General features: G+C 60.5%; 28 protein-coding genes. 15 read left to right on the top strand and 13 right to left on the bottom strand.

What is annotated here, in order from left to right; genetic code table 11:
- Nucleotides 1-79 precede the first annotated feature (79 nt).
- Nucleotides 80-352, top strand: coding sequence for a hypothetical protein (locus HV782_RS12405; RefSeq protein ID WP_123467831.1), 273 nt, complete (start codon nt 80-82; stop codon nt 350-352).
- Between the two features lie 55 nt (nt 353-407).
- Here HV782_RS12405 and HV782_RS12400 read toward each other — a convergent pair whose 3' ends face one another.
- The 3 genes from HV782_RS12400 to HV782_RS12390 all read right to left on the bottom strand — a co-directional run bounded on the left by HV782_RS12400 (nt 408) and on the right by HV782_RS12390 (nt 1627).
- The gene (locus tag HV782_RS12400; protein WP_177490660.1) at nt 408-554 is read right to left on the bottom strand and encodes a hypothetical protein; all 147 of its coding nucleotides are present in this window, start codon (nt 552-554) and stop codon (nt 408-410) included.
- Between the two features lie 63 nt (nt 555-617).
- A complete protein-coding gene (locus tag HV782_RS12395; RefSeq protein WP_177490661.1) occupies nt 618-929 on the bottom strand; it encodes an AzlD domain-containing protein in 312 nt (103 codons plus the stop codon).
- Nucleotides 929-1627, bottom strand: a complete 699-nt coding sequence (locus HV782_RS12390) for an AzlC family ABC transporter permease (RefSeq protein ID WP_128615799.1) — start codon at nt 1625-1627, stop codon at nt 929-931. The genes HV782_RS12395 and HV782_RS12390 overlap by 1 nt, the downstream gene beginning before the upstream one ends.
- Nucleotides 1628-1768: 141 nt before the next feature.
- On the opposite strand from HV782_RS12390, the gene HV782_RS12385 reads away from it, so the two are divergent.
- Nucleotides 1769-2155 carry a DUF2784 domain-containing protein gene (locus HV782_RS12385; RefSeq protein WP_123467825.1) on the top strand — a complete coding sequence of 129 codons (387 nt, stop codon included), beginning with the start codon at nt 1769-1771 and terminating at the stop codon, nt 2153-2155.
- Here the strand turns inward: HV782_RS12385 and HV782_RS12380 are convergent.
- Nucleotides 2152-2679 carry a DUF3087 domain-containing protein gene (locus HV782_RS12380; protein WP_123467823.1) on the bottom strand — a complete coding sequence of 176 codons (528 nt, stop codon included), beginning with the start codon at nt 2677-2679 and terminating at the stop codon, nt 2152-2154. The genes HV782_RS12385 and HV782_RS12380 overlap by 4 nt on opposite strands.
- A 222-nt stretch (nt 2680-2901) precedes the next feature.
- Here HV782_RS12380 and ppnN point away from each other — a divergent pair, with 222 nt between their 5' ends.
- Nucleotides 2902-4275, top strand: coding sequence for a nucleotide 5'-monophosphate nucleosidase PpnN (gene ppnN / locus HV782_RS12375; RefSeq protein ID WP_123467821.1), 1374 nt, complete (start codon nt 2902-2904; stop codon nt 4273-4275).
- Nucleotides 4276-4515: 240 nt separating this feature from the next.
- A complete protein-coding gene (locus tag HV782_RS12370) occupies nt 4516-5250 on the top strand; it encodes a substrate-binding periplasmic protein (protein WP_123467819.1) in 735 nt (244 codons plus the stop codon).
- Nucleotides 5251-5381: 131 nt separating this feature from the next.
- Here the strand turns inward: HV782_RS12370 and HV782_RS12365 are convergent, their stop codons facing one another.
- The gene (locus tag HV782_RS12365; protein WP_186747226.1) at nt 5382-6776 is read right to left on the bottom strand and encodes an FAD/NAD(P)-binding protein; all 1395 of its coding nucleotides are present in this window, start codon (nt 6774-6776) and stop codon (nt 5382-5384) included.
- Nucleotides 6777-7340: a helix-turn-helix domain-containing protein gene (locus tag HV782_RS12360; protein WP_123467815.1), complete on the bottom strand. Its 564-nt coding sequence runs from the start codon at nt 7338-7340 to the stop codon at nt 6777-6779.
- Between the two features lie 85 nt (nt 7341-7425).
- Between HV782_RS12360 and HV782_RS12355 the strand changes: the two genes are divergently transcribed.
- From HV782_RS12355 to HV782_RS12325, 7 genes are all read left to right on the top strand, one after another.
- Nucleotides 7426-8361: a DMT family transporter gene (locus tag HV782_RS12355; protein WP_123467813.1), complete on the top strand. Its 936-nt coding sequence runs from the start codon at nt 7426-7428 to the stop codon at nt 8359-8361.
- Between the two features lie 247 nt (nt 8362-8608).
- Nucleotides 8609-11527 (top strand): monovalent cation/H+ antiporter subunit A, encoded by a 2919-nt coding sequence (locus HV782_RS12350; RefSeq protein ID WP_186747228.1) that lies wholly within the window; start codon nt 8609-8611, stop codon nt 11525-11527.
- Complete coding sequence (locus HV782_RS12345) at nt 11527-11871, top strand: Na+/H+ antiporter subunit C (RefSeq protein WP_008085854.1); 345 nt, start codon at nt 11527-11529, stop codon at nt 11869-11871. Before HV782_RS12350 ends, HV782_RS12345 begins: the two co-directional genes overlap by 1 nt.
- Nucleotides 11868-13547 carry a monovalent cation/H+ antiporter subunit D gene (locus tag HV782_RS12340; protein ID WP_186747230.1) on the top strand — a complete coding sequence of 560 codons (1680 nt, stop codon included), beginning with the start codon at nt 11868-11870 and terminating at the stop codon, nt 13545-13547. The genes HV782_RS12345 and HV782_RS12340 overlap by 4 nt, the downstream gene beginning before the upstream one ends.
- Nucleotides 13544-14032, top strand: a complete 489-nt coding sequence (locus HV782_RS12335) for a Na+/H+ antiporter subunit E (protein WP_123467807.1) — start codon at nt 13544-13546, stop codon at nt 14030-14032. The genes HV782_RS12340 and HV782_RS12335 overlap by 4 nt, the downstream gene beginning before the upstream one ends.
- Nucleotides 14029-14307: a K+/H+ antiporter subunit F gene (locus tag HV782_RS12330; RefSeq protein ID WP_123467805.1), complete on the top strand. Its 279-nt coding sequence runs from the start codon at nt 14029-14031 to the stop codon at nt 14305-14307. The genes HV782_RS12335 and HV782_RS12330 overlap by 4 nt, the downstream gene beginning before the upstream one ends.
- Nucleotides 14304-14666 (top strand): Na+/H+ antiporter subunit G, encoded by a 363-nt coding sequence (locus HV782_RS12325; protein WP_186747232.1) that lies wholly within the window; start codon nt 14304-14306, stop codon nt 14664-14666. The genes HV782_RS12330 and HV782_RS12325 overlap by 4 nt, the downstream gene beginning before the upstream one ends.
- A 123-nt stretch (nt 14667-14789) precedes the next feature.
- Here HV782_RS12325 and HV782_RS12320 read toward each other — a convergent pair whose 3' ends face one another.
- Complete coding sequence (locus tag HV782_RS12320; RefSeq protein ID WP_186747234.1) at nt 14790-15230, bottom strand: DUF3995 domain-containing protein; 441 nt, start codon at nt 15228-15230, stop codon at nt 14790-14792.
- A 94-nt stretch (nt 15231-15324) separates the two neighbouring features.
- Between HV782_RS12320 and HV782_RS12315 the strand changes: the two genes are divergently transcribed.
- Nucleotides 15325-15714 (top strand): DUF2946 domain-containing protein, encoded by a 390-nt coding sequence (locus HV782_RS12315; RefSeq protein ID WP_186747237.1) that lies wholly within the window; start codon nt 15325-15327, stop codon nt 15712-15714.
- A gap of 92 nt (nt 15715-15806) precedes the next feature.
- Nucleotides 15807-17939 (top strand): TonB-dependent receptor, encoded by a 2133-nt coding sequence (locus HV782_RS12310; RefSeq protein ID WP_186747239.1) that lies wholly within the window; start codon nt 15807-15809, stop codon nt 17937-17939.
- Between the two features lie 96 nt (nt 17940-18035).
- Here HV782_RS12310 and HV782_RS12305 read toward each other — a convergent pair whose 3' ends face one another.
- The 3 genes from HV782_RS12305 to HV782_RS12295 form a co-directional block, all read right to left on the bottom strand.
- The gene (locus tag HV782_RS12305) at nt 18036-19052 is read right to left on the bottom strand and encodes an ABC transporter substrate-binding protein (protein WP_186747241.1); all 1017 of its coding nucleotides are present in this window, start codon (nt 19050-19052) and stop codon (nt 18036-18038) included.
- A gap of 129 nt (nt 19053-19181) precedes the next feature.
- Nucleotides 19182-19379 carry a hypothetical protein gene (locus tag HV782_RS12300; protein WP_123469150.1) on the bottom strand — a complete coding sequence of 66 codons (198 nt, stop codon included), beginning with the start codon at nt 19377-19379 and terminating at the stop codon, nt 19182-19184.
- A 5-nt stretch (nt 19380-19384) separates the two neighbouring features.
- The gene (locus tag HV782_RS12295) at nt 19385-19834 is read right to left on the bottom strand and encodes a hypothetical protein (protein WP_163005233.1); all 450 of its coding nucleotides are present in this window, start codon (nt 19832-19834) and stop codon (nt 19385-19387) included.
- Nucleotides 19835-20255: 421 nt separating this feature from the next.
- On the opposite strand from HV782_RS12295, the gene HV782_RS12290 reads away from it, so the two are divergent.
- Both HV782_RS12290 and HV782_RS12285 read left to right on the top strand, forming a co-directional pair.
- Entirely contained in the window at nt 20256-20507 is a 252-nt protein-coding gene (locus HV782_RS12290; protein ID WP_128615792.1) for a hypothetical protein, read from the top strand.
- Between the two features lie 48 nt (nt 20508-20555).
- Nucleotides 20556-20792, top strand: a complete 237-nt coding sequence (locus HV782_RS12285; protein WP_123467791.1) for a DUF2789 family protein — start codon at nt 20556-20558, stop codon at nt 20790-20792.
- Between the two features lie 6 nt (nt 20793-20798).
- Here the strand turns inward: HV782_RS12285 and HV782_RS12280 are convergent, their stop codons facing one another.
- From HV782_RS12280 to HV782_RS12270, 3 genes are all read right to left on the bottom strand, one after another.
- The gene (locus HV782_RS12280; protein ID WP_123467789.1) at nt 20799-21002 is read right to left on the bottom strand and encodes a hypothetical protein; all 204 of its coding nucleotides are present in this window, start codon (nt 21000-21002) and stop codon (nt 20799-20801) included.
- Nucleotides 21003-21111: 109 nt separating this feature from the next.
- A complete protein-coding gene (locus HV782_RS12275) occupies nt 21112-22335 on the bottom strand; it encodes a methyl-accepting chemotaxis protein (RefSeq protein ID WP_437180220.1) in 1224 nt (407 codons plus the stop codon).
- A gap of 604 nt (nt 22336-22939) precedes the next feature.
- Entirely contained in the window at nt 22940-23344 is a 405-nt protein-coding gene (locus HV782_RS12270) for a TraR/DksA family transcriptional regulator (RefSeq protein WP_003225981.1), read from the bottom strand.
- Between the last annotated feature and the right edge of the window lie 26 nt (nt 23345-23370).

Raw genomic sequence — 23370 nt, 5'->3', positions numbered from 1 at the left:
CGATTGGCATACCAGTTGACTAAATAGTCAACAAATCAGGAATTCCCTACAACTTTTACAAACCTTGCAGAGAAATAAGTTGCGCGACGATTTTGCAATCAAACAGGTCAGCGGCCTGGAGTGTATTTATCTGTCGATGACAGAACGCTTTGAACTCGACTGTTTTATCGGCCACTACATCAAGACCCGAAACCTGCGTGCCGTGCCCGACATCGAACGCCTCCTGCGCACCACCCTCGAAAGGTATCCCGGCCATCCGCCGGTGATGGTCAACGAGCTCAATGCGTGGATCGACCGAACCTTGGGCTATCGGGCTTCACACCCCGATTTCACGCAGGTGGACGATCTCTGAAACAACGAAAAAGCCCCGCTTGTATGCTTGTGCGGGGCTTTTTCGTGGCAAACGATCAGAACTTGCGGTCGGGGTCCGACAGCTCTCTGCCATCGTCGTGTTTCCAGGTTTGTTCCTTGTGTTTTTCCCGCTCGATTTCTTCTTGCGTGGGCTCGTCGGTATCTTCTTCATCCGCTTCCGGATGCTTTTGCTCAGTCGCCATGCGCACCTCCTGTCACAAGTAAAAGGTCATCCTGAAAGCGTAGAACAGTTTTCATCCGGCAACTTACAGCCACCAACGCAACAGAAAAAAGAACGCCATGCTCAATAGCATGCTCAGTAAAGTATTGCGGGTGTAGATGACCAAGGCGATCGCCACCAGCGAACTAAGCAAATACGGATTGTCCCACTGCAGATTCAGCTGTTTTTCCGGCATGAACACGATCGGCCCGCAGATCGCCGTGAGCATCCCCGGCACCGCAAAACCGAGAAACTGCCGGGCATTGCTGCTCAAGCGCAAGGGCAACCGCGGCTCAAGAAACACATAGCGATTGAGAAACACCAGAATCCCCATGCCGACAATCACTGCCCAAACCATCATGTGCGCCCCCGATACAGTTTGTTGCAGATAAACCCCGCGGTCATGCCCGCCAACCCCGACAACACCAGCGCCGAGCCCCATTGCCAGTAGCTGAACAACACCGAGCAGAACAACGAGACCGCCACGCACACCACTGTCGGGACATTGCGCACCACCGGGGTGATCAAGGCGATGAAGGTCGCAGCAATCGAGAAGTCCAGGCCCAGATGTTCAAGGCCCGGAATACTGCTGCCCAGAACGATACCGGCCAGCGTGAACAGGTTCCACGCAAGGTAAAACGTCAGGCCGACACCGAGTGCATACCAGCGATTGAACTGCTGCCGGTCATGCTGACTGGTCAGGGCAAAGAGTTCGTCGGTGAGCAAGAAGCCCAGGCCGATGCGCCAGCGCCCCGGCAGCGGCGCAATCACCGAACGCATGCTCATGCCGTACAACAAATGTTGCGACGTGAGCAGCAGCGTGGTCAGCAGAATCGAGAACATCCCGGCACCGCCCTTGAGCATGCCGATCGCCACCAATTGCGCGGCACCGGCGAACACGATGCTCGACAGGCCCTGCCCCTGCAGCGGCGTGAGATTGGCTTCGATCGCCATGGAGCCGGCCAGCAGCCCCCACGGTGCGGTCGCCAGCGATAACGGCATGATCGCCGCCGCGCCGCGAAGAAAGGCACTGCGCGGCATGAGTGAGTCAGACATAACGCTCTTCATCCGGAAAACAGCCGCTGACTCTGCCAGCGAAGCGGGGTTAGTGGCTTGAACAATCTTGCGCACTTACCGCCGATTTTCACCCTGAGCGGCGTAACATACGGCCATTCGCAAACGCGTCAGGGAGACGACATGCTGTATCGAATCGCAGCCGACGGGCTGGTGCTGTTTCATTTGTCCTTCATTCTGTTCGTGCTGTTCGGCGGGCTGCTGGTGCTCAAGTGGCCACGCTTGATGTGGCTGCACCTGCCGGCCGCGGCCTGGGGCGTGGCGGTCGAAGTGTTGCACCTGACCTGTCCGCTGACCTACTGGGAAAACCTGATGCGCCACGCCGCCGGGCAAACCGAATACGCCGGCGGCTTCATCGAGCATTACATCTGGCCGATCATTTACCCGGCCGGGCTGACGCCGCAGATCCAACTGGCACTCGGCAGCGTGGTGCTAGTGGTCAATCTGTTGGTTTACGGACGCGCGATCCGTCAGTGGAAACTGCGCCGCACCAGCCGGATACCGTTTTAGCGGGAGGCGGGTTTCAACGCTTCGAGCCAGGCCGGATCCAGGCGCTTCTGGTCAAGATCCAGACCCAGCGCCTGCATCCGTTCCTTGTGTGCTTCGACTTCCCGCTGCAACTGCGCATGGTCGCTGGAGTTACCGTCCAGTTCGTGCATCTGGGTCAACCCCAGATGATAGAAACGCAGCACCTTCATCGCCGCCGGATCATTCTGCGCCACCGCCGCCGTCACCTGGTGCATCACGTTGGTCACGCTCATCAGACTGCGCTTGAGCCGCCAGCTATAGACCGCCGGCGCCATCCACGCCTGATGCCAGAACTGCCCGCGCAACAACGCCGCCGTCAGCAGAAACGCGACGAACACCCCGCCGACATTGAAGCGCAGGTTATCCCCGCCAGCTTCGCCGAACAGCGCCACCGCCGCCGTGGAAAACCCCATCGCCAGCACCAGGAACAGCGCGGCGATGATGATCGTGCTGCGGCGGGTCTGCTGGCGAAACGTTGCTGCATCCATCGGCTGAATCTCGAACATCAGGCATGACTTCCTTGAGCGATAAAAAGGGCAACGGAAAAAACTCGCTGCGCATTATCGCCTCTGCGCGCGATTTAGCTATGCTGGGGGCCCTTTTCATCTTTTCAGCGTCCAACGGGGACATGGCGGTACCGCGCAGATCGTGCCATCTTCATTCATGGATACACACTATTCGGATGCCATCCGCCTGGTTCGGGATGACATCGTTTTAAGGATCATTGCATGACCCAACGACACGTAATCAATGCCTCGGTCAGCCCGAAAGGCAGCCTGGAAACCCTTTCTCAACGTGAAGTTCAACAACTGAGCGAAGCCGGATCCGGCAGCACCTACACCCTCTTCCGCCAGTGCGCCCTGGCCATTCTCAACACCGGCGCCCATGTCGATAACGCCAAGACCATCCTTGAAGCCTACAAAGACTTCGAAATCCGCATTCACCAGCAGGATCGTGGCGTGCGCCTGGAACTGCTGAACGCTCCGGCCGACGCCTTCGTCGACGGCGAAATGATCGCCAGCACCCGCGAGATGCTGTTCAGCGCTCTGCGTGACATCGTCTACACCGAGAACGAACTCGACAGCCAACGCATCGACCTCAGCACCTCGCAAGGCATCAGCGACTACGTCTTCCACCTGCTGCGCAATGCGCGCACCCTGCGCCCAGGCGTGGAGCCGAAAATCGTCGTCTGCTGGGGCGGGCACTCGATCAACACCGAAGAATACAAATACACCAAGAAAGTCGGCCACGAACTGGGCCTGCGCAGCCTCGACATCTGCACCGGTTGCGGCCCCGGCGTGATGAAAGGCCCAATGAAAGGCGCGACCATCGCCCACGCCAAACAACGCATCCACGGCGGGCGCTACCTCGGTCTGACCGAGCCGGGCATCATCGCCGCCGAAGCGCCGAACCCGATCGTCAACGAACTGGTGATCTTGCCGGACATCGAGAAACGTCTGGAAGCGTTCGTCCGTGTCGGCCACGGCATCATCATCTTCCCGGGCGGCGCCGGGACCGCCGAAGAGTTCCTCTATCTGCTGGGCATCCTGATGCACCCGGACAACGCCGGTTTGCCATTCCCGGTGATCCTGACCGGGCCGAAACATGCCGCACCGTATCTGGAGCAACTCGACGCCTTCGTCATCGCGACCCTGGGCGAAGCGGCGAAACAGCACTACGAAATCATCATCGACGACCCGACTGAAGTGGCGCGGCAGATGACTCAGGGCCTGAAAGCCGTGAAGCAGTTCCGCCGCGAGCGCAACGACGCGTTCCACTTCAACTGGCTGCTGAAAATCGACGAAGGCTTCCAGCGCCCGTTCGATCCGACCCACGAAAACATGGCCAACCTGAAACTGCACCGCGACCAGCCTCCGCACGAACTGGCAGCCAACCTGCGCCGGGCGTTCTCCGGCATCGTCGCCGGCAACGTCAAGGACAAGGGCATTCGCCTGATCGAAGAACACGGGCCGTACCAGATCCGCGGTGACGCGGCGATCATGCAACCGCTCGATCTGCTGCTCAAAGCCTTCGTCGCCCAGCACCGGATGAAACTGCCGGGCGGCGCGGCGTATGTGCCGTGCTATCGCGTGGTGGCGTAACCCTCACCGCTGATGCGACTCCCTGTGGGAGCCCGCCTGCTGGCGATAGGGTCATCAGATTCAACATCATTGTTGACTGATAATCCGCTATCGCCAGCAGGCGGACTCCCACAGTTGTTTAAGGGTGAACCCGACGCTGCCAATCCGCCTTTATTTCTGACACAAAAGCCCCGTACTTTCCTCACGACAGCCAGCCTCGGCCCGTACTAAGCTTCGCGATCAATTTTTCAGGGACGAGTCATGAAACGGATTGCCGCATATTTGCTTTCAATGTTGGCTCAGACGGCCAATGCGGCGGATCTGCAATTGCTCACCGACTACCACCCGCCTCTGCATTTTCAACAAGGCGAGCAGTTAGTCGGCTTTGGCGTAGATATCGTGCGCGCACTGGCTAAAACAACCGGTGATCAGATCCATCTCCAACAAGTCCCGCTGCTCCGCGCGCTGCGTATGGCTAGCGACACCCCGGACACCGGCGTCTTCACCGTATTGCGCACCGACGAACGCGACAATCGCTACCAGTGGGTCGGGCCGCTGATCGAAGTGGAGACTGCGCTCTATGCGCAGGACACTCGCCAACCGCGTGTACGCAGCCTGCACGAGGCCGACCGGGCGGGCCGCATCACCGTGCCGCGCAAGTGGCTGGTCTACAGCTATTTGCAGAAGCAGGACCTGAACAATCTCTATGGCGTGGAAACCCCGGAGCAAATGATGCGGCTGTTCAGCCTGGGGCGTACCGACTTCGTGGTGACTGACACGCTGTCCTTTGCGTCCCTTGCCCGCGAACAGGGCATGGAGCCCGGGCGCTTGCAGTACCAGATCCCGTTGATGAAACAGGACACTTACATCGCCTTCTCGCTGCAAACCGACCCGCGTCAGGTTGCGCGTTGGCAGCGGGCGCTGGACAGCTTGCGCGCCGATGGCCGCCTTGAGCAGATTCGCCAGCGCTGGCTGGTGGGGGCACTGCCGAGATGATCATCGGTTGAGCGGGCCCCATCGCTGGCAAGCCAGGCTCCCACAGATTGCGCAGTGCCAGCAAAATTGTCGCCCTACCTCGGCCCCTGTGGCAGCTGGCTTGCCAGCGATGGGGCCGTAAGCGAACGAGCTCAAATCACCAGACGCGCCGCCAACGCCTTGGCCTGCGACGCCACATCCGTCACCGCCGTGCTCTCCCACCACATCCCCCGCAACGGCGGCCCCATGGCGAACAGACGACGCGCCTTGTCCCCCTCTGCGTCCAGCACCGCGCCATCTGTTGCCGCCGCAATCCCCAACGCCAACGGCCCCGGCTGCACCAGCCCACGTGCCAGCAGTTGCTGCGGCAGCGGTCGTGCCACCCGCCGCCAGTCATACTCGATGCCACTGGAGTTGATCAGCGCCGCACCCTGCACCGCACAGGTTTCAGTTTCGCCACGACGCCGGATACGAATACTCACCCCGGCGTTCGCAGTCGGCTCAAGCCCCTTGAACGATGCGGCTTGAATCCGTAAACGCCCTTCACCACGCAACCGCTCAACCAACTCGGCACTCAGCGGCGGCGAACGATGGTGATGACTTTCCCACCACGGCCGCACATGCCGTACGAATTGTCGACGTTGCACGTCAGTCGCCTGACTCCACAAACGTGCAATGTGAGCGCGAACCGTGTCCAGTGGTGCCTGCCAGTCAACGCCCTGGGCGATGGCATCCCGACAATGTCGACGCAGTTCGCGCAACAGCTGTCGCGGCGTACGAATGCTGTAATCCGCAGCCAGGAAATCCGTCCACGCTGGCGGTTGCCGCCGCACATGGGGCAGTAGCCCGTGACGGGAGAACACTTCGATCGGCCCACGATGCCCGGCCTGTTCCAGCGACACCACGGCATCGACCATGGTCAGGCCAGAGCCGATGATCAGCACGGTCGAGTGTGGATCGAGCAAGCGCATGGCGTTCACGTCCCACGGATCGAGCGCGGCGGCATTGAGGCCGCTGGAGTGCTTTTGCGGCGTGCGCGCAGCCGGGAACATGCCGGTCGCCAGAACCGCAAAGGCGCCGCTCACCTGTCGACCGTCATGCAACGTCAGTTGCACCGAGTCGGCGTCCGCCTGCAAATCGACGACCTCCGCGCACAGGTGCACGACGCTCGAGCCATGTTGCGCACCGATACTCCGGGCCTCGGCCAGACGCTGTTGCACATACACGCCAAACAACCCGCGCGGCGGAAACAGCTCGCTGATCGGCACGGCCTGCGCGGCAGACTCCGGCCAGCCACCGCCAGCAATATGTGCGCTGAGCCACTGGGTCAGGTCATCGGGATTGTCCGGGTCAACGCTCATTCGCGCCGCGTTACCGTTGAGCGTATGGCCCGGTTCGACAGCGCTGTACGCTTCACCCCGGCCAAGCTCCGCACGCGGCTCGACGATCAGGATGCTGCGCGGCCCTGGCAAGCGCAGCAGTTGCACCGCCAGCATCGTGCCACTGAGGCCGCCGCCGATGATCAGGATATCCGCGCTCTGCGTCATTCAAATCACCACATTGCGTACAAACCACGCCGCTACGTCGCCGTCATTGCGATAGCTGTGCGGCTGGTTGCTGGCAAACATGAAAAACTCACCCTTGTTGATCTGCTGCCGTTGCTCACCGAGCATCAGTGTCAGGCAGCCTTCGAACACATAAATCTGCTCGCTCCAGCCATCGGCGTCCGGTTGCGAGGGGTAGACCTCGCCGGGTTGCAGGCACCATTCCCATTGCTCGACTTCACGGGTCGCGGTGGCTTTGGACAGCAGCACGGCCTTGCTTCCCGGCATCACGCCGGCCCAGGCCACTTCATTGATGCGGCTCGGATCGCGGGCGTCGGGCGCCTGGATCAAGTCACTGAAGGCCACGTCGAGGGCTTCAGCCACCCGGTCGAGAGTGGTCAGACTGACATTCTTCTCGCCGGCCTCGATCGCCACCAGCATCCGCCGACTGACGCCGGACTTTTCCGCCAACGCCGTCTGACTCATGTCCGCCGCGTGACGCAGACGCCGAACGTTCTGGCTGACGTGTTGAAGGACGGACGTTCTTTGGCTGGAATCTTTGTGCACTATATTGCTCACTCGGTGGGGTTGGGCAGTATACTGCGCAACGTTAGGCGCATTGTGCGTCCTCTTTTTTACAGTGCGCAAGGTCATGACGACAGTGAACGGTTCTTCCCCCCCTCTTCGCTTCTCCCGCTTCAGCAAGGCCGAGTGCGTGCTGGTGCTGATCACCATGGTCTGGGGCGGCACTTTCCTGCTGGTGCAGCACGCCATGACCGTCAGCGGCCCGATGTTTTTCGTCGGCCTGCGCTTTGCGGCGGCCGCGTGCATTGTCGCCGCCTTTTCCTGGCGGCATCTGCGTGCACTGACCCTGTTCGAACTCCGGGCCGGCGCCTTCATCGGCGTGGCGATCATGCTCGGTTATGGTTTGCAGACGGTCGGCTTGCAAACAATCCCGAGCAGTCAGTCGGCGTTCATCACCGCGTTGTACGTGCCGTTCGTGCCGCTGTTGCAATGGCTGGTCCTCGGGCGGCGGCCGGGGCTGATGCCGAGCATCGGCATCATGCTGGCGTTTACCGGGTTGATGCTGCTGTCGGGGCCGTCCGGCGCCTCGTTGAATTTCAGTTCCGGTGAAATCGTCACGCTGATCAGCGCGATCGCCATTGCGGCCGAAATCATTCTGATCAGCACCTATGCCGGTCAGGTTGATGTGCGTCGCGTGACCGTGGTGCAACTGGCGACGACGTCGGTGCTGTCGTTCCTGATGGTGGTGCCGACCGGCGAGATGCTTCCGGATTTCTCCTGGACCCTACTGGTCACCGCGCTGGGACTGGGCGCCGCCAGTGCGGCGATTCAGGTGGCGATGAACTGGGCGCAGAAGAGTGTTTCGCCGACTCGGGCCACGTTGATCTATGCCGGTGAACCCGTGTGGGCCGGTATCGTCGGGCGGATTGCCGGGGAGCGGTTGCCGGCAATTGCGCTGGTGGGCGCAGGATTGATTGTCGCGGCGGTGATTGTCAGTGAGTTGAAGACTAAGGGTAAGGCCGCAGAAACCGATGTTGAGCTGCAGCGAGAAACGCAGGGCTGATCGGCAATACCTTCAGCGCCTGCGCCAACGCTTTCGCGAGCAAGCTCGCTCCCACACTGGAATGTATTTCAAAATGAGGGAGCGAGCTTGCTCGCGAAAGGGCCATCTGCCACACCTTCCCTTGGCCTGAAATAACGCCAAACACAAATTTTGAGACTACTTTGTAGGATTCTGAGACATCCTGGCGTTTGGTGATCAGGGAGCTGGCACGTATGATGCTTCACAAACTTCCGCAGATTAGAAGCCTATGTCCCTGATAGTTCTACTGCTTCTGCCATTCATTGGCAGCTGTCTGGCAGCGGTGCTGCCACACAACGCGCGTAATACCGAATCTCTCCTGGCAGGCCTGGTCGCTTTGATCGGCACTGTCCAGGTCGCGATGTTGTACCCGCAAATTGCCCACGGCGGCGTGATCCGCGAAGAGTTCATGTGGCTGCCGAGCCTGGGCCTGAACTTCGTGCTGCGCATGGACGGCTTCGCCTGGCTGTTCTCGATACTGGTCCTGGGCATCGGCACCCTCGTCTCTTTATATGCCCGTTACTACATGTCACCGGATGATCCGGTGCCGCGTTTCTTCGCGTTTTTTCTGGCGTTCATGGGCGCCATGCTCGGCCTGGTGATTTCCGGCAACCTGATCCAGATCGTGTTTTTCTGGGAGTTGACCAGCCTTTTCTCGTTCCTGCTGATCGGTTACTGGCACCACCGCGCCGACGCCCGCCGCGGCGCCTACATGGCGCTGATGGTCACCGGGGCCGGCGGATTATGCCTGCTGGCGGGGGTCATGATCCTCGGCCATGTCGTCGGCAGCTATGACCTGGACAAGGTCCTGGCCGCCGGCGATCAGATTCGCGCACATGCCCTCTACCCCATTCTGCTACCCCTCATCCTCATCGGCGCCCTCAGCAAAAGCGCGCAGTTTCCTTTCCACTTCTGGCTACCGCACGCCATGGCGGCGCCCACGCCGGTTTCGGCTTACCTGCACTCGGCGACCATGGTCAAGGCCGGGGTCTTTCTCCTCGCACGTCTGTGGCCGTCGCTGTCCGGCAGTGAGGAATGGTTCTACATCGTCAGCGGCGCCGGTGCGTGCACGCTGTTGCTCGGCGCGTATTGCGCGATGTTCCAGAACGACCTCAAAGGCCTGCTGGCCTACTCGACCATCAGCCACCTCGGCCTGATCACCCTGCTGCTGGGCCTCAATAGCCCGCTGGCAGCGGTCGCGGCGGTGTTCCACATCCTCAACCACGCCACGTTCAAGGCCTCGCTGTTCATGGCCGCCGGCATCATCGACCACGAAAGCGGCACCCGCGATATCCGCAAACTCAGTGGCCTGATCAAACTGATTCCGTTCACCGCGACACTGGCGATGGTCGCCAGTGCCTCGATGGCCGGCGTGCCGTTGCTCAACGGCTTCCTGTCGAAAGAAATGTTCTTCGCCGAAACCGTGTTCATCAATGCGACGGCGTGGGTCGAAGCGGCACTGCCGATTGTCGCGACCATCGCCGGTACGTTCAGCGTCGCCTACTCCCTGCGCTTTACGGTTGATGTGTTTTTCGGTCCGACCGCCACCGACCTGCCGCACACCCCGCACGAACCGCCGCGCTGGATGCGCGCGCCAGTAGAGTTGCTGGTATTTACCTGCCTCGTCGTCGGCATCTTTCCGGCGCAGGTGGTCGGCCCGCTGCTCGCAGCGGCCGCCCTGCCAGTGGTTGGCGGCACGCTGCCGGAATACAGCCTGGCGATCTGGCACGGTCTGAATGCGCCGATGATCATGAGCCTGATCGCCATGTCCGGCGGCATCGTCGTCTACCTGTTGCTGCGCAACCAGCTCAAGCACGGTCGCTTCAAATACCCGCCACTGATCGGTCGCTTCAACGGCAAGCGCCTGTTCGAACGCAGTCTGGTGGTGATGATGCGCATGGCCCGGCGCGTCGAACGCCGACTTGGCACCCGCCGCCTGCAAATGCAACTGTTCCTGATGGTATTGGCCGCGGTGCTCGCCGGCCTGATTCCGATGCTGCACAGCAGCCTGAGCTGGGGTGACCGGCCGAAGATTCCCGGCTCGATCGTCTTCGTGACCCTGTGGCTGCTGGCAATCGCCTGCGCCCTCGGCGCCGCGTGGCAGGCCAAGTACCACCGTCTCGCCGCCCTGACCATGGTCAGCGTTTGCGGGTTGATGACCTGCGTGACCTTCGTCTGGTTCTCGGCACCGGATCTGGCGCTGACACAACTGGCGGTCGAGGTCGTCACCACCGTATTGATCCTGCTGGGGCTGCGCTGGCTGCCACGCCGGATCGAAGAAGTCTCGCCACTGCCGAGCAGCCTGCGCAAAGCGCGCATTCGCCGCCTGCGCGACTTGCTGCTGTCGATTGCCGTGGGTGGCGGCATGGCGTTGCTCTCCTACGCCATGCTGACGCGCCAGACGCCGAACGACATCTCCTCGTTCTACCTCAGTCGTGCCATGCCCGAGGGCGGCGGCAGCAACGTGGTCAACGTGATGCTGGTGGACTTCCGTGGCTTCGACACCCTGGGCGAAATCACCGTGCTGGTCGCCGTGGCGCTGACCGTGTTCGCCCTGCTACGTCGCTTCCGCCCACCGAAAGAAAGCCTGCAGTTGCCGGCCCAGCAACGCCTGCTGGCGCCGGACGTGGTCACTGACCTGGTCAACCCGCGTTCGGCCAGCGACACCGCGCTAGGCTTCATGATGGTGCCGGCGGTGCTGGTGCGCCTGTTGCTGCCGATTGCGCTGGTGGTGTCGTGCTACCTGTTCATGCGCGGGCACAACCAGCCGGGCGGCGGATTTGTCGCCGGCCTGGTGATGTCGGTGGCGTTCATCCTGCAATACATGGTCGCCGGTACGCAGTGGGTCGAAGCGCAAATGAGCCTGCGCCCGTTGCGCTGGATGGGCACCGGCTTGTTGTTCGCCACCGCCACCGGGCTGGGCGCAATGGCGGTCGGTTATCCATTTCTGACCACCCACACCTGGCATTTCACCTTGCCGTTGCTGGGCGATATCCATATCGCCAGTGCGCTGTTCTTTGATATCGGCGTGTATGCCGTGGTTGTCGGTTCGACGCTGTTGATCCTTACCGCCCTCGCCCACCAATCGGTACGCGGTCACAAGACTGCATCGCTGCCCAAGTCCGTCGCCAGCAAAGGAGCCGTCTGATGGAAGAAGTCATCGCAATCGCCATCGGCGTACTCGCCGCGTCTGGCGTCTGGCTGATCCTGCGGCCACGGACATTCCAGGTGGTGATGGGCCTGTGCCTGCTGTCGTACGCGGTCAACCTGTTCATCTTCAGCATGGGCAGCCTGTTCATCGGCAAGGAGCCGGTGATCAAGGACGGCGTCACCCAGGACTTGCTGCACTACACCGACCCGTTACCGCAAGCACTGGTCCTCACCGCGATCGTCATCAGCTTCGCCATGACCGCGCTGTTCCTCGTCGTGCTGTTGGCCTCGCGCGGCCTGACCGGTACCGACCACGTCGACGGCCGGGAGCCTAAAGAATGATGGCGATGACTCACCTGATCGCCGCGCCGATCCTGCTGCCGCTGCTGACCGCCGCCATCATGCTGATGCTTGGCGAGAAACACCGACCGCTGAAGGCGAAAATTAACCTGTTCTCCAGCCTCGTCGGGCTGTTCGTTTCGGTGATGCTGCTGCAATGGACACAGACCACCGGCGTGCCCGGCTCCATCGGCGTGTACCTGCCGGGCAACTGGCAGGCACCGTTCGGCATTGTGCTGGTGGTCGATCGCCTGTCGGCACTGATGCTGGTGCTGACCGGGATCATCGGCGTCAGCGCGCTGCTGTTTGCCATGGCCCGTTGGGACGGCGCCGGTTCGAGTTTCCACGCGCTGTTCCAGATTCAATTGATGGGCCTGTACGGCGCATTCCTGACGGCGGATCTGTTCAACCTGTTCGTGTTCTTCGAAGTGTTGCTCGCCGCGTCTTATGGCCTGTTGCTTCACGGCTCGGGCCGGGCACGGGTGTCATCGGGGCTGCATTACATCTCGATCAACCTGCTCGCCTCGTCGTTGTTCCTGATTGGCGCGGCGCTGATCTACGGCGTCACCGGCACATTGAACATGGCCGATCTGGCGCTGAAAATTCCGCTGGTATCGGAAGCCGACCGTGGCTTGCTGCACGCTGGCGCGGGGATTCTCGCGGTGGCGTTTTTGGCCAAGGCAGGCATGTGGCCGTTGAACTTCTGGCTGGTGCCGGCCTACTCCTCGGCCAGTGCGCCGGTGGCGGCCATGTTCGCGATCATGACCAAGGTCGGCGTCTACACCCTGCTACGCCTGTGGACACTGCTTTTTTCCGGCCAGGCCGGGGCCTCGGCCTTCTTCGGCGGCGACTGGCTGATCTACGGCGGCATGGCGACCATGGCTTGCGCGGGACTGGCGATACTTGCCGCGCAACGCCTGGAGCGCATGGCCAGCCTGAGCATTCTGGTGTCGGCGGGGATTCTGCTGTCGGCGGTGGGTTTCGCCCAGCCGAACCTGATCGGCGCCGCGCTGTTCTATCTGGTCAGCTCGACCCTGGCGCTGAGCGCGTTGTTCCTGCTCGCCGAGTTGATCGAGCGCTCGCGTTCGGCCAACGAAATTCCGCTGGAAGACGAAAGCGAACTGCTGCCACGTCCGCAAGAGTCCTTGCAGCCACCCAAGGGCATCAACCTCGATGACGAGCAGAAAGCCGTGGTCGGTCAGGTCATCCCGTGGACCATGGCGTTCCTCGGCCTGAGCTTCATTGCCTGCGCGCTGCTGATCATCGGTATGCCACCGTTGTCCGGTTTCATTGGCAAACTCAACCTGATCGGCGCCTTGCTCAATCCGCTGGGGCTGGGCACGGGCGCACCGATTTCCAATGCGGCGTGGGCGTTGCTGGCGTTGTTGATCCTGTCCGGGCTGGCCTCGTTGATGGCGTTCTCGCGCCTTGGCATCCAGCGCTTCTGGACACCCGAGGAGCGCCCGTCGCCGCTGCTGCGCAAACTCGAATGCGCACCGATTTTCCTGCTGCTGGGGTTGAGCATCGCCCTGACCTTCAAGGCTGAACCGCTGCTGCGTTACACCCAGGCCACCGCCGACGCGCTGAACAATCCGCAGCAATACGTGATGGCCGTGCTCGGCACCCGCGCCGTGCCAAGCCCGGAAGCCAAAGCCGCGATGCTGGAGGTGCAGCCATGAAGCGCATTTTCCCGGCACCGTTGCTGTCACTGGCCCTGTGGGTGTTATGGCTGACGCTGAACCTGTCGGTCAGCCCGGGCAATCTGTTGCTTGGCGCAATACTGGGGTTCGCCGCGCCATTGATGATGCGCAAGTTGCGCCCGAAACCAGTACGCGTTCGCCGTCCGGGGACAATTCTGCGCCTGTTCCTGCTGGTCGGGCGTGACGTGATCATGTCCAACCTGATCGTTGCTTGGGGCGTACTCAACGCCGGTCGCCGCCCGCCCCGCTCACGTTTTATCAAGGTGCCGCTGGACTTGCGCGATGCCCATGGCCTGGCGGCGCTGGCAATGATCTGCACCGTGGTGCCCGGCACCGTGTGGTCAGAACTGGCGCTGGATCGCAGCATTCTGTTGCTGCACGTGTGGGATCTGGATGACGAAGCGCAGTTCATCGAGCACTTCAAGCGCACTTACGAGCGGCCGCTGATGGAGATTTTCGAATGAGCCCGTTACTGTCGAACGCGATTCTGCTGACGTTGTTCCTGTTCTCGCTGGCCATGGTTTTGACCCTGGTGCGCCTGTTCAAGGGGCCGTCGGCGCAGGATCGAGTACTGGCCCTGGACTACTTGTACATCATCGCCATGCTGATGATGCTGACCCTCGGCATTCGTTATTCCAGTGACACTTACTTCGAAGCGGCGCTGCTGATTGCGCTGTTCGGCTTCGTCGGCTCGTTTGCCCTGGCGAAATTCCTGCTGCGTGGCGAGGTGATCGAATGAATGCCGATTTGTCTTTATGGGTCGAGATCCCCGTGGCGATCCTGCTGGTGCTCAGCGGCGTGTTCGCGCTGATCGGTGCGAGCGGATTATTGCGCATGAAGGATTACTTTCAGCGCATGCACCCGCCAGCCCTGGCCTCGACGCTGGGAGCGTGGTGCGTGGCATTGGCGTCGATCATTTGTTTTTCGGCATTGAAATCGGGGCCGGTGCTGCACGCCTGGCTGATTCCGGTTCTGTTGGCGATCACCGTACCGGTCACCACGTTGCTGCTGGCGCGGGCGGCGTTGTTCCGCAAGCGCATGGCCGGGGATGATGTGCCGGCCGAGGTCAGTAGCCGGCGCACCGAAAGCGGCAACTGAAGCTTTGTATTATCTGCAATGACGCTATCGCGAGCAGGCTCACCACTACACTTGGAATGCGTTCCTCTGTAGGAGTGAACCTGCTCGCGATAGCGCTTTCCAGATCACCTAAAACCTCAAACCTCAAACCCAGGCCACCGCCAACAACCCCGCCCCTAGCGCCAGACACAACGGCGAATACACCCACGTATCCAGTCGCGCAAACCGTGAATCCTTCACCTCTTTGAAGAAGCCCACCAGATTCGAATCGCCAATTGCCCGGGCAAACATCAACAGCGCAATTGCACTGATTACCCATTGCAGCCAGCCGTCATGCACCGCCGGCATTCCCCAGCCGACGCGCATGCAGATGAGGCCGGCAATCGCCAATAACGCTGCCGCCACCAGCAGCGTGATCCAGCCTGAAGGCTCGAAGGCCGGTCGTACTGTCGCCACCAGCCCCTGCACGGGAATCTGTGGCACTGCGGCTACCGCCGCCCACTGCCCACCCAACGCCCAATACACATGCACCAGGCTGATGATTGCAAAAATCGTCACCAGCCACTGAGCCAATACGAAGGTCATGCTTGAGAGTCCTTTCAAAAGACTTGAACAAATCATCCTAGTCGGCATTTTTTCAAGTGCACGACCGATCAGCGGTACGGTAAAGTGCCGCCCCATGAAATTCTCCCGTTCCGATCGCTCACTGCTGGCCTGGATGCTCTATTGCTGCGTCCTGTTCAATGTGTTCGCCTGCAGCATCGGTCACGGGCAAATGGTCGGCATGCAACTCAACGGCATCGGCGGCCAGTTCTGTACGGTCGACCCGGCCACTCAAGCACCGCTCTCGCCAAATCCCGTCGAAGAAAAACTGCCGACCCTGAGCAAGGCGTTCGGTTGCCCGCTGTGCTCTGTCGGCGGGGGCATGGGCCCGGCGTTCAACTCCAGCCTGACCCTTGCGGTGCTGCCCGAACAACACAGTCCGCCGTTGGCGCCTGTCGTCAGCGCCGACCTCCCTGCCCGCTTCACCTGGCCCTCGGCCAACCCTCGCGCCCCACCGCTCGCCTGAGTGTCTTCGCCCTATTGATTTGTCAGCCCACTGCGCCAACGCGCGGCGTTTGCCTGTGCGCTGACACCTAGCCAAGCATTCAGGATTCAATGATGAAACAACTCACTTTGCTGGCGAGCCTGTGCGGCTGCCTGTCCGTTAACGCCTGGGCGCAATCCGCCGTGGATCTGGCGCCGATCACCATCAATGGCGAGTCCGGCGCCGAACCGGGCTTGAGCCTCGACCAATCCAGTGGCATGGCCTCGCGCCTCGGTCTGAGCGTGCGCGACACACCCGCGTCGGTGGCCATTGCCAACCGCAACGACATCGAACGCCACGGCGCACAAAATTTCCAGGACGCCGCCAACACCCTGCCCGGGGTCAATGCCAGCGCACCGCCGGGTTTCGGCGGCTTCGTCTCCTATCGCGGCTTCACCAGCAGCCAGATTACCCAGATGTTCAACGGCATCAACGTATCCGGCGGCCTCGCCCGGCCGGTGGATGCGTGGATTTACGACCGGGTGGAATTGCTCGGTGGTCCGTCATCGCTGGTCAATGGCGCAGGTTCCGTCGGCGGTTCGTTGAACTACGTGACCAAACTGGCCAGCCGCGATGAACAGGCGACTGAAGGTCGGGTCAGCTACGGCACCTACGACACCACCGAAACCGCCTTCGGCCTCAACCACGCCCTGACCGCGCCGAATGCCGATGTGCAGCACTACGCGCGTCTGGATGTCAGTCACAACACCAGCAACGGCTACATCGACCGCCAGGAACGCGATGCCTGGAGCGTGGCGTTCTCGCTGCTCAGCGACCTCACGCCGGACCTGTCGCACACCCTCGCCCTCGAATATCAGGACGAGCACGAAGACAGCCCGTACTGGGGCACGCCGGTGCTCAACCCCAAGGCCGGTGAGTTGAAAATCGACAGACACAACCGCTTCAACAATTACAACGTCGAAGACGGGCGCTACGAACAACGGACGATCTGGCTGCGCTCGATCATTGATTACCGGATCAACGACAGCACCACCCTGCGCAACACGCTGTATCACCTCGACAGCCAGCGCGACTACCGCAACCTCGAAACCTATCAGTACAACGCCGACAACACGGCGGTGAATCGCTCCACCGCGTATCAGGTGCGCCATCAGGGCGAGCAGAACGGCAACCAGTTCGAACTGCGTCACGACAATACGTTCTTCGGTCTCGATACAACGTGGTCCGGGGGTTTCGAATACAAGGTCAACCAGACCACCAACTCACCGCTCAACGTCAAAGGCGCGAGTACGGTGGACCCGAACAACTACCGGCCAGGGCATTTCTACGACATTCCCGGCACCAACCCGAAGTTGATCAGCGACAAGACCAATGAAGTCACGACCAAGGCACTGTTCGTGGAAAACCGTCTGGCGCTGACCGACAGACTGTCGCTGCTCACAGGCCTGCGTTACGACGATATCGACCTCGACGTCACCAACCATCGCACAGTGACCGCCACCAACCCCAAGCACCTCAAGCGCAGTTGGGAGCCGGTGACTGGTCGCGTCGGCCTGACCTGGCAATTCATCCCGTCGGCCAACGTCTACGTGCAATACAGCACCGCCGCCGAGCAACCGAACGGTACTCAGGACTTTGATGTTTCGACGGGTAAACAATGGGAGATTGGCAGCAAGTTCGACTACCTGAACGGGCGAGGCTCGGCGACCGTCGCCGCCTACACCATCGAGCGCAAGGACTTCGCCGTTACCGATCCACTGGACCCGACCAGCAGCATTCCAGTCGGCCAGCAGACCTCGAAAGGCATCGAGATTGCGAGTTCGTTGCGTATCACCGACAAGCTGTTGGCCGAAGGCAACTTCGCCTGGGTCGATGCGCAGTACGACGACTTCACTGAAAAGAATGCCGCCGGTGTCGTGGTGTCGCGCAAGGGCAATACACCGACCAACGTGCCGGATCGCGTCGGCAATGTGTGGCTGACCTATGACTTTTCGCCGCAATGGCAAGGTGGGGTCAATGCGCGTTACGTAGCATCGGTGTATGCCGACACCGCCAACACCATGACCGTGCCGTCGTACACGCTGTTCGGCAGCTTCCTCAGCTACAAGGTTGATTCACACACCACCGTCACCGGGCGGGTGCGCAACCTGACCAACGAGGTGTACGCCGAGTTTGCGCATGTGTCGCCGGCTTACTATCTGGGCACGCCGCGCACCTTTGAATTGGCGGTGCAGACTCGATTCTAAAAGCTTGAAAGCATCGCGAGCAGGTTCACTCCTACAGGGAAACGCATCCCAAATGCAGGAGTGAGCCTGCTCGCGATGGCGTCAGCCGCAACCCCTCTATTTCAGATCAGCCGCCACCTTATCCGCCACATCCTTCGGCAACCATGCCTGCCACACATCCGGATGCGCTTTCATGAAGGCTTCAGCCGCTTGGCGTGGCGCGGTGTGTTTTTCACTCATGTCTGCCAGCGCCTTGTTCAGCGACTCGATCGGAAAATCGACCTTGCTGAAGAATTCGGCAATCTGCGGGTACTGCTTTTGAAACGGCGTAGACACGCCAATCGACAGCTTCGAGGCCAGCGACCGGGTCGGTTTCGGATTCGGATTGTCGGCGTCGGTCAGGGTCTTCCATGCCTCGGCATCAAACGGCGGCTCTTCCAGTTGCACCAGTTTGAATTTGCCCAGCAGCGGTGTCGGCGACCAGTAGTAGAACAACACCGGTTTGCCGCGACGAATCGAAGAACTGATCTCGGCGTCCAGTGCCGCTCCCGAGCCACTGCGGAAATTGGTGAAGTCATCCTGCAGGCCATATGCCGTCAGCTTCTGCTTGTTGACCACTTCCGAGGTCCAGCCAATGGGGCTGTTGAGGAACCGGCCCTTGCTCGGGCTCTCCGGGTCCTTGAACACATCCTTGTACTTTTTCAGGTCACTGACGCTGCGCAGGTCCGGCGCCAGCGGCTTGATGCCTTTGGCCGGATCACCCTTGATCACGTATTCCGGCACCCACCAGCCTTCGGTCGCGCCCTTGACCGTATCACCGAGACTGACCACCTTGCCCTCGGTTTCTGCCTTGACCCACACCGGACTACGCCCGGCCCACTCCTCGCCAATGACCTGAATGTCATTGTTGGCCAGCGCGGTTTCCAGGGTGATGGTGGTGCCGGGCAGCGTGTCCGTCGGCAATCCGTAGCCCTTCTCGACGATGATCCGCAGGACATCAGTGATCAGGCTGCCGCTTTCCCAATTCAGGTCGGCAAAATGAATCGGCGCCTGCGCGGCCATCAGCGGTGGCGCCGACGCCAGCAAAGCGAATGCGGCCGCGCTGGCGGCCAACAACCGTCGAAATCCGTTCATGCTTTTTGCACCTCGTGCTGTTCACAGCAATAGCAGGATGGCCTGATGGAAGACCGCAAGCCTCTGAATACTCAGTCAACTGACTGTAGCCGAGGTTCCTGCTTTTTCCGGGGCGTATCCCGGACGAGGTCAGGTTTCAGACTTTTCCTGCAAGCTTTGCAGCTCGCGTCTGACCATGCTGGCGTATTCCGCCGGGCGCAACGTGTAGATCTGCGATGCCACCCACCCCAGCCACGCGCCCTGCAATCGGGCTTTCGCATCGAACAGACGCCGGGCCTCTTCACGCGCATTATCGAGGTGGTGCACATGAAAATCAGCGCGACTCACAGCATTCACTCGCTGGCCTTGAAGGTCACCAGTTCGCCCTTGCGCCATTTGGCGGCCTTGGCGGTGACGGCTTTCAGGGTTTTGGTCAGGCCTTCCTGCAGTTGCTCATTGGCGGCGAACACGGTCACCACACTGTGGCCTTCCTTGAACAGGATCGCGTGACCATCGGCGGTGTCGACAAAGGCGTAATCGCCCAGGCCGTAGACCGTCAGTTTGATTTCACGAAAACGGATATCCATCTTGCCGCCTTCGCGGCTGGGCAGGACCGACGCGCTGAAATGATCGCCAACCTTGAGCTTGAGCCCCGGTTTGTCATCGACCACCAAGGCACTTTCGGTGTCGATCTCGGCCACGTAAATGCCTTCGGCGTTTTGCTCGGTGATGTAAACAAAACGCGACTGGAACAGCTTGACCAGCTTTGCACGCAAATCACCGAGCACGAACAAAGCATGCATATCGAGGTTACTGACTGCCAAAGAAACATCCCCACATCTGAAAAAACCGTGCACGGAAAACGCGCGCGGCAAAAAACGGCCAGGCCGACAGAACTGCCAAGTGACTCAAATAAAAGTCCGAGTGAGCGGAGCGCTCATTTATCGCGAGGTGCGTAAGACTACTGGAATGTCACTCGCGAAACTTGCTCCGATGTCGCCAAAGTTCGAAGGAAGATTCCTTACTGACGCTCAGAGAAAGCTGACTACGAACTTTAGGGAAAATTCTCACGAAAAAAAGCATTTTTCCGACATATCGCCCGTGAAAAATTGCTTTAGATAAGCCCTGTCGTCAACAGGTACTGGCGATTCTAGAGCAGCAACGCTCATTACGACTACCCGCAACGGCCAGTAAATGCCGGCCGACCGATGAAAAGGACTTCATATGTGCACCCTGACTCACTTTGCCACTCCCGTAGAGGCCAGGCACAAATCGACGCTGATCTTCCATGTCAGTGAAACGCCCAACCCGACCCCACGCTTTCAAGTCGTGCCGGCGGGCATTGCCTTCTTTCACATCAAGGAAAAATCCACCGGTCGCGTCAGAGGTTTCCGCGAAGACCATAACGAAGCCTGTGCCTTGGCTCGTTCACTTGAAGCGCAAATCGAACTCCTGGCCGGCGACTGCCTCAGATAAAGGGAGTGATCGACTGCGCCATGTCGGCGCAAAACCAAGGAGTAAACGATGGAACTGCCAGCATACGACCTGAAAACCCTGTTCGACCAGTTGGGCCTGCCCTCGGAAGGCAGCGCTATCGACGACTTCATCGAAGCGCATCCACTGCCCGCCGATGTCAAATTGATCGAGGCCGACTTCTGGTCGCCGCAACAGGCGCAATTGCTCAAGGAATGGTTACGCGCCGACGGCGAAGAAGCCGTCATGGTCGATGAATTGAACGTGCGCCTGCACCCCGGCAAGTAAGCCTGATCAGTGCAGACTGTCAGCGGGCTCGGCCTGCAATTGCGCGAGCCACGCAGCCTTGCACTCTTCGGCCTCGTCGCGGCTGGCAAATGCGGTGCCGCGTTGCTCCCCGTTGAGCAGCACCACCCAGCAAACGCTTTGCCCCCTTGCGCGCAAACCGGCGGGTACACCACTGCCGATCATCACGGCGACATCAACCCGGCATTGCATGCCGACCTCCTGAATTAATTAGCTACCTAACTAAGCCGGCAGACTAATGCTTTCATTCGGAAGGAAAAAGCAACGCCGCTGCACAGAACCCTTGCCTCAACGGTAACAATCAGCGCGGGGTCTCCGGTTTGTAGCCCAGCCGCAATCCACCCCAGTGACGTCCCTTGATCATGATAGGCACCGACAAATCGTGCATCAATTCGCCGGTGTCGCGGGTGTAGGTTTGCAACAGCACCGGTTGCTGATGACTGCCACAGCGTATACCGGTGCGGTCGGCGAACTTGCGTTTGGTGCGATTGTTGACCGCATCAACCTGCACATCCCCGGTCAACGGCTGGCTGAACACCTGGTTATGCGTAGGTACATAACCCTGCTGCGTGCAGGCGATGGCGAACACCAGACCTTCATGGCGCGGCAACAAGGGCTCTTGAATCGCCGGCAGCACCTGATCGGTGTAACGGTCGAAACGGGTCTGGTACTTGGCCGGTTGAGTATTGGGAATCGCCTGATACTGGCGATCGAACAGATCCTCCAGACTGATCCGCCCCTGTTCGACATCCGCCTCGAAACGCGCCGCGATCTGACTCGCCCCCTCACGCGCCAGGTCATAAATACGCTGGTGATAGTCATCCAGGCCAACCTCAGCCAGACGTTCGCTGATGGTTTCGGCCTGCCCTTCCATCTGCACCGCCGCTTCGGCGAGACGACGGGTCTGTTGATCGCTGATCGCCAGGTCGCTGCGCATCTGCTCGATGGCCTTAAACAGGCTGTCGAGTTGCTCGCGATTGGTTTCCGCGCCCCGGGCGATTTCACCGACCTGAGTTTCCACGCCGGCCGCCAGGCGTGCGATGTTTTCCAGGTGCTGCCCGGTGTTTTCAACCTGTTCGACGCCGGTGTGCAGGTCGCTGGACAACTCGCGGATCTGTTCCACGACCTGTGCAGTCCGTTGCTGAATGTCGGCAACCATCTCGCCGACTTCCCCCGTCGCCGACGCCGTTCTGGCCGCCAACCCGCGCACCTCATCCGCCACCACGGCAAAACCGCGGCCATGCTCGCCGGCCCGAGCCGCTTCAATCGCCGCGTTCAACGCCAACAGGTTGGTCTGACTGGCAATCGACTGAATCACCAGCGTCACCCGCTCAATATCGTCGCTGCGCAGGCTCAACGCCTCGATCAGTTCGCGGCTGGCATTGGCGCGCTGGCTGAGTTGATGCATGCGCGAGATGGAATCGACCAGCTCGGCACGTCCCGCAGCACTGCTGTGATGGGCCTCACTGGCGGCTTCCAGGGCTTGGCGACTGAGCTGCGAAGTGGCGTGCTCGGTCGCAATCATCACCTCGGCATTGCTGACGATCCGCGCCGCCGCGTCGAGTTGCGATTCGAGTTTGTTCGCCAGTTCCTTGACCGAAAACGCCACCCCCGCCGCCGACAACGCGTTGTGGCTGGTGGTGTAGGAAAGATCGCGGGTCAGTTCGGAAATGGCACTGCCGGTGTCGGCAGGCGGTGCATCGAGGACGGTTCGCGAGCGCAGGCGCGGCAGCCAGACAATCAGCACCGCCAGTGGCATGCCAATGTACAACGACCCTTCACCCAGGGTCATGCCGGCCAACAACAGCATCAGGGCGATGCTTTGCAGGGTCGGTGCGATCCAGCGGTTTTTCGGCAAAAGCACTGGTGCAGGCAAAGCCCCAACCAGAGATCCATCTCTCGTCATATCAACACCCCACGCTTGTTCTCATTGTTGTGACTGCATTAAACGCCACTACAACGCCATTATCTATGGTCCGTTAGTCGCGGGGTCTGCAGCAGGTCAATGGAACGGCTTGGAAATAGTGCAGACGAGCAAAAGCAAAGATCGCAGCCACGGCACCCCTTTTGGAGCTGCCGAAGGCTGCGATCTTTTGCAGGCGCCCCCCTTTCAGGGGGCCGCCATGGAATCAGGCCTGACGCTGGTGCTTGTCGATCTGCTCGTGACGCTCTTGAGCTTCGATGCAGTACTTGGTGGTCGGGCTGATCAGCAGGCGTTTCAGGCCAATGGCCTCGCCGCTGTCGTCGCACCAGCCAAAACTGTCTTCCTTGATGCGCTCAAGGGCTTGTTCCAGTTGCGGCAGCATGCGCTGGTCGCGATCAATCGCGTTCACCAGCCAGGTGCGCTCTTCTTCAACCGAAGCTGCATCCGCCGGGTCGGCCGGGGTGTCCAGGCTTTCGATGGCGATACGGTTTTGCTCAATGCGCTCGTGGGTTTCGACTTTCATGTTCTGCAACAGCTCAGTGAAGAAAGCGTGTTGCTCTGCATTCATGTAGTCATCTGCCGGCATGGCCAGCAACTTGTCCTTTGTCATTGATATCTCTATAAAAAAACGTGCAT

This window comes from Pseudomonas monsensis (genome assembly GCF_014268495.2).
Classification (GTDB): Bacteria; Pseudomonadota; Gammaproteobacteria; order Pseudomonadales; family Pseudomonadaceae; genus Aquipseudomonas; species Aquipseudomonas monsensis.
Note: the sequence above shows the minus strand (reverse complement) of the source record. Positions and strands in the feature narration are given on the sequence as shown.

Coding starts and splice junctions, on each gene's coding strand:
- HV782_RS12400 (WP_177490660.1), bottom strand. CDS start 554: ATGGCGACTGAGCAAAAGCATCCGGAAGCGGATGAAGAAGATACCGAC.
- HV782_RS12395 (WP_177490661.1), bottom strand. CDS start 929: ATGGTTTGGGCAGTGATTGTCGGCATGGGGATTCTGGTGTTTCTCAAT.
- HV782_RS12390 (WP_128615799.1), bottom strand. CDS start 1,627: ATGTCTGACTCACTCATGCCGCGCAGTGCCTTTCTTCGCGGCGCGGCG.
- HV782_RS12385 (WP_123467825.1), top strand. CDS start 1,769: ATGCTGTATCGAATCGCAGCCGACGGGCTGGTGCTGTTTCATTTGTCC.
- HV782_RS12380 (WP_123467823.1), bottom strand. CDS start 2,679: ATGTTCGAGATTCAGCCGATGGATGCAGCAACGTTTCGCCAGCAGACC.
- ppnN (WP_123467821.1), top strand. CDS start 2,902: ATGACCCAACGACACGTAATCAATGCCTCGGTCAGCCCGAAAGGCAGC.
- HV782_RS12370 (WP_123467819.1), top strand. CDS start 4,516: ATGAAACGGATTGCCGCATATTTGCTTTCAATGTTGGCTCAGACGGCC.
- HV782_RS12365 (WP_186747226.1), bottom strand. CDS start 6,776: ATGACGCAGAGCGCGGATATCCTGATCATCGGCGGCGGCCTCAGTGGC.
- HV782_RS12355 (WP_123467813.1), top strand. CDS start 7,426: ATGACGACAGTGAACGGTTCTTCCCCCCCTCTTCGCTTCTCCCGCTTC.
- HV782_RS12350 (WP_186747228.1), top strand. CDS start 8,609: ATGTCCCTGATAGTTCTACTGCTTCTGCCATTCATTGGCAGCTGTCTG.
- HV782_RS12345 (WP_008085854.1), top strand. CDS start 11,527: ATGGAAGAAGTCATCGCAATCGCCATCGGCGTACTCGCCGCGTCTGGC.
- HV782_RS12340 (WP_186747230.1), top strand. CDS start 11,868: ATGATGGCGATGACTCACCTGATCGCCGCGCCGATCCTGCTGCCGCTG.
- HV782_RS12335 (WP_123467807.1), top strand. CDS start 13,544: ATGAAGCGCATTTTCCCGGCACCGTTGCTGTCACTGGCCCTGTGGGTG.
- HV782_RS12330 (WP_123467805.1), top strand. CDS start 14,029: ATGAGCCCGTTACTGTCGAACGCGATTCTGCTGACGTTGTTCCTGTTC.
- HV782_RS12325 (WP_186747232.1), top strand. CDS start 14,304: ATGAATGCCGATTTGTCTTTATGGGTCGAGATCCCCGTGGCGATCCTG.
- HV782_RS12320 (WP_186747234.1), bottom strand. CDS start 15,230: ATGACCTTCGTATTGGCTCAGTGGCTGGTGACGATTTTTGCAATCATC.
- HV782_RS12315 (WP_186747237.1), top strand. CDS start 15,325: ATGAAATTCTCCCGTTCCGATCGCTCACTGCTGGCCTGGATGCTCTAT.
- HV782_RS12310 (WP_186747239.1), top strand. CDS start 15,807: ATGAAACAACTCACTTTGCTGGCGAGCCTGTGCGGCTGCCTGTCCGTT.
- HV782_RS12305 (WP_186747241.1), bottom strand. CDS start 19,052: ATGAACGGATTTCGACGGTTGTTGGCCGCCAGCGCGGCCGCATTCGCT.
- HV782_RS12295 (WP_163005233.1), bottom strand. CDS start 19,834: ATGCATGCTTTGTTCGTGCTCGGTGATTTGCGTGCAAAGCTGGTCAAG.
- HV782_RS12290 (WP_128615792.1), top strand. CDS start 20,256: ATGTGCACCCTGACTCACTTTGCCACTCCCGTAGAGGCCAGGCACAAA.
- HV782_RS12285 (WP_123467791.1), top strand. CDS start 20,556: ATGGAACTGCCAGCATACGACCTGAAAACCCTGTTCGACCAGTTGGGC.
- HV782_RS12280 (WP_123467789.1), bottom strand. CDS start 21,002: ATGCAATGCCGGGTTGATGTCGCCGTGATGATCGGCAGTGGTGTACCC.
- HV782_RS12275 (WP_437180220.1), bottom strand. CDS start 22,335: ATGATTGCGACCGAGCACGCCACTTCGCAGCTCAGTCGCCAAGCCCTG.
- HV782_RS12270 (WP_003225981.1), bottom strand. CDS start 23,344: ATGACAAAGGACAAGTTGCTGGCCATGCCGGCAGATGACTACATGAAT.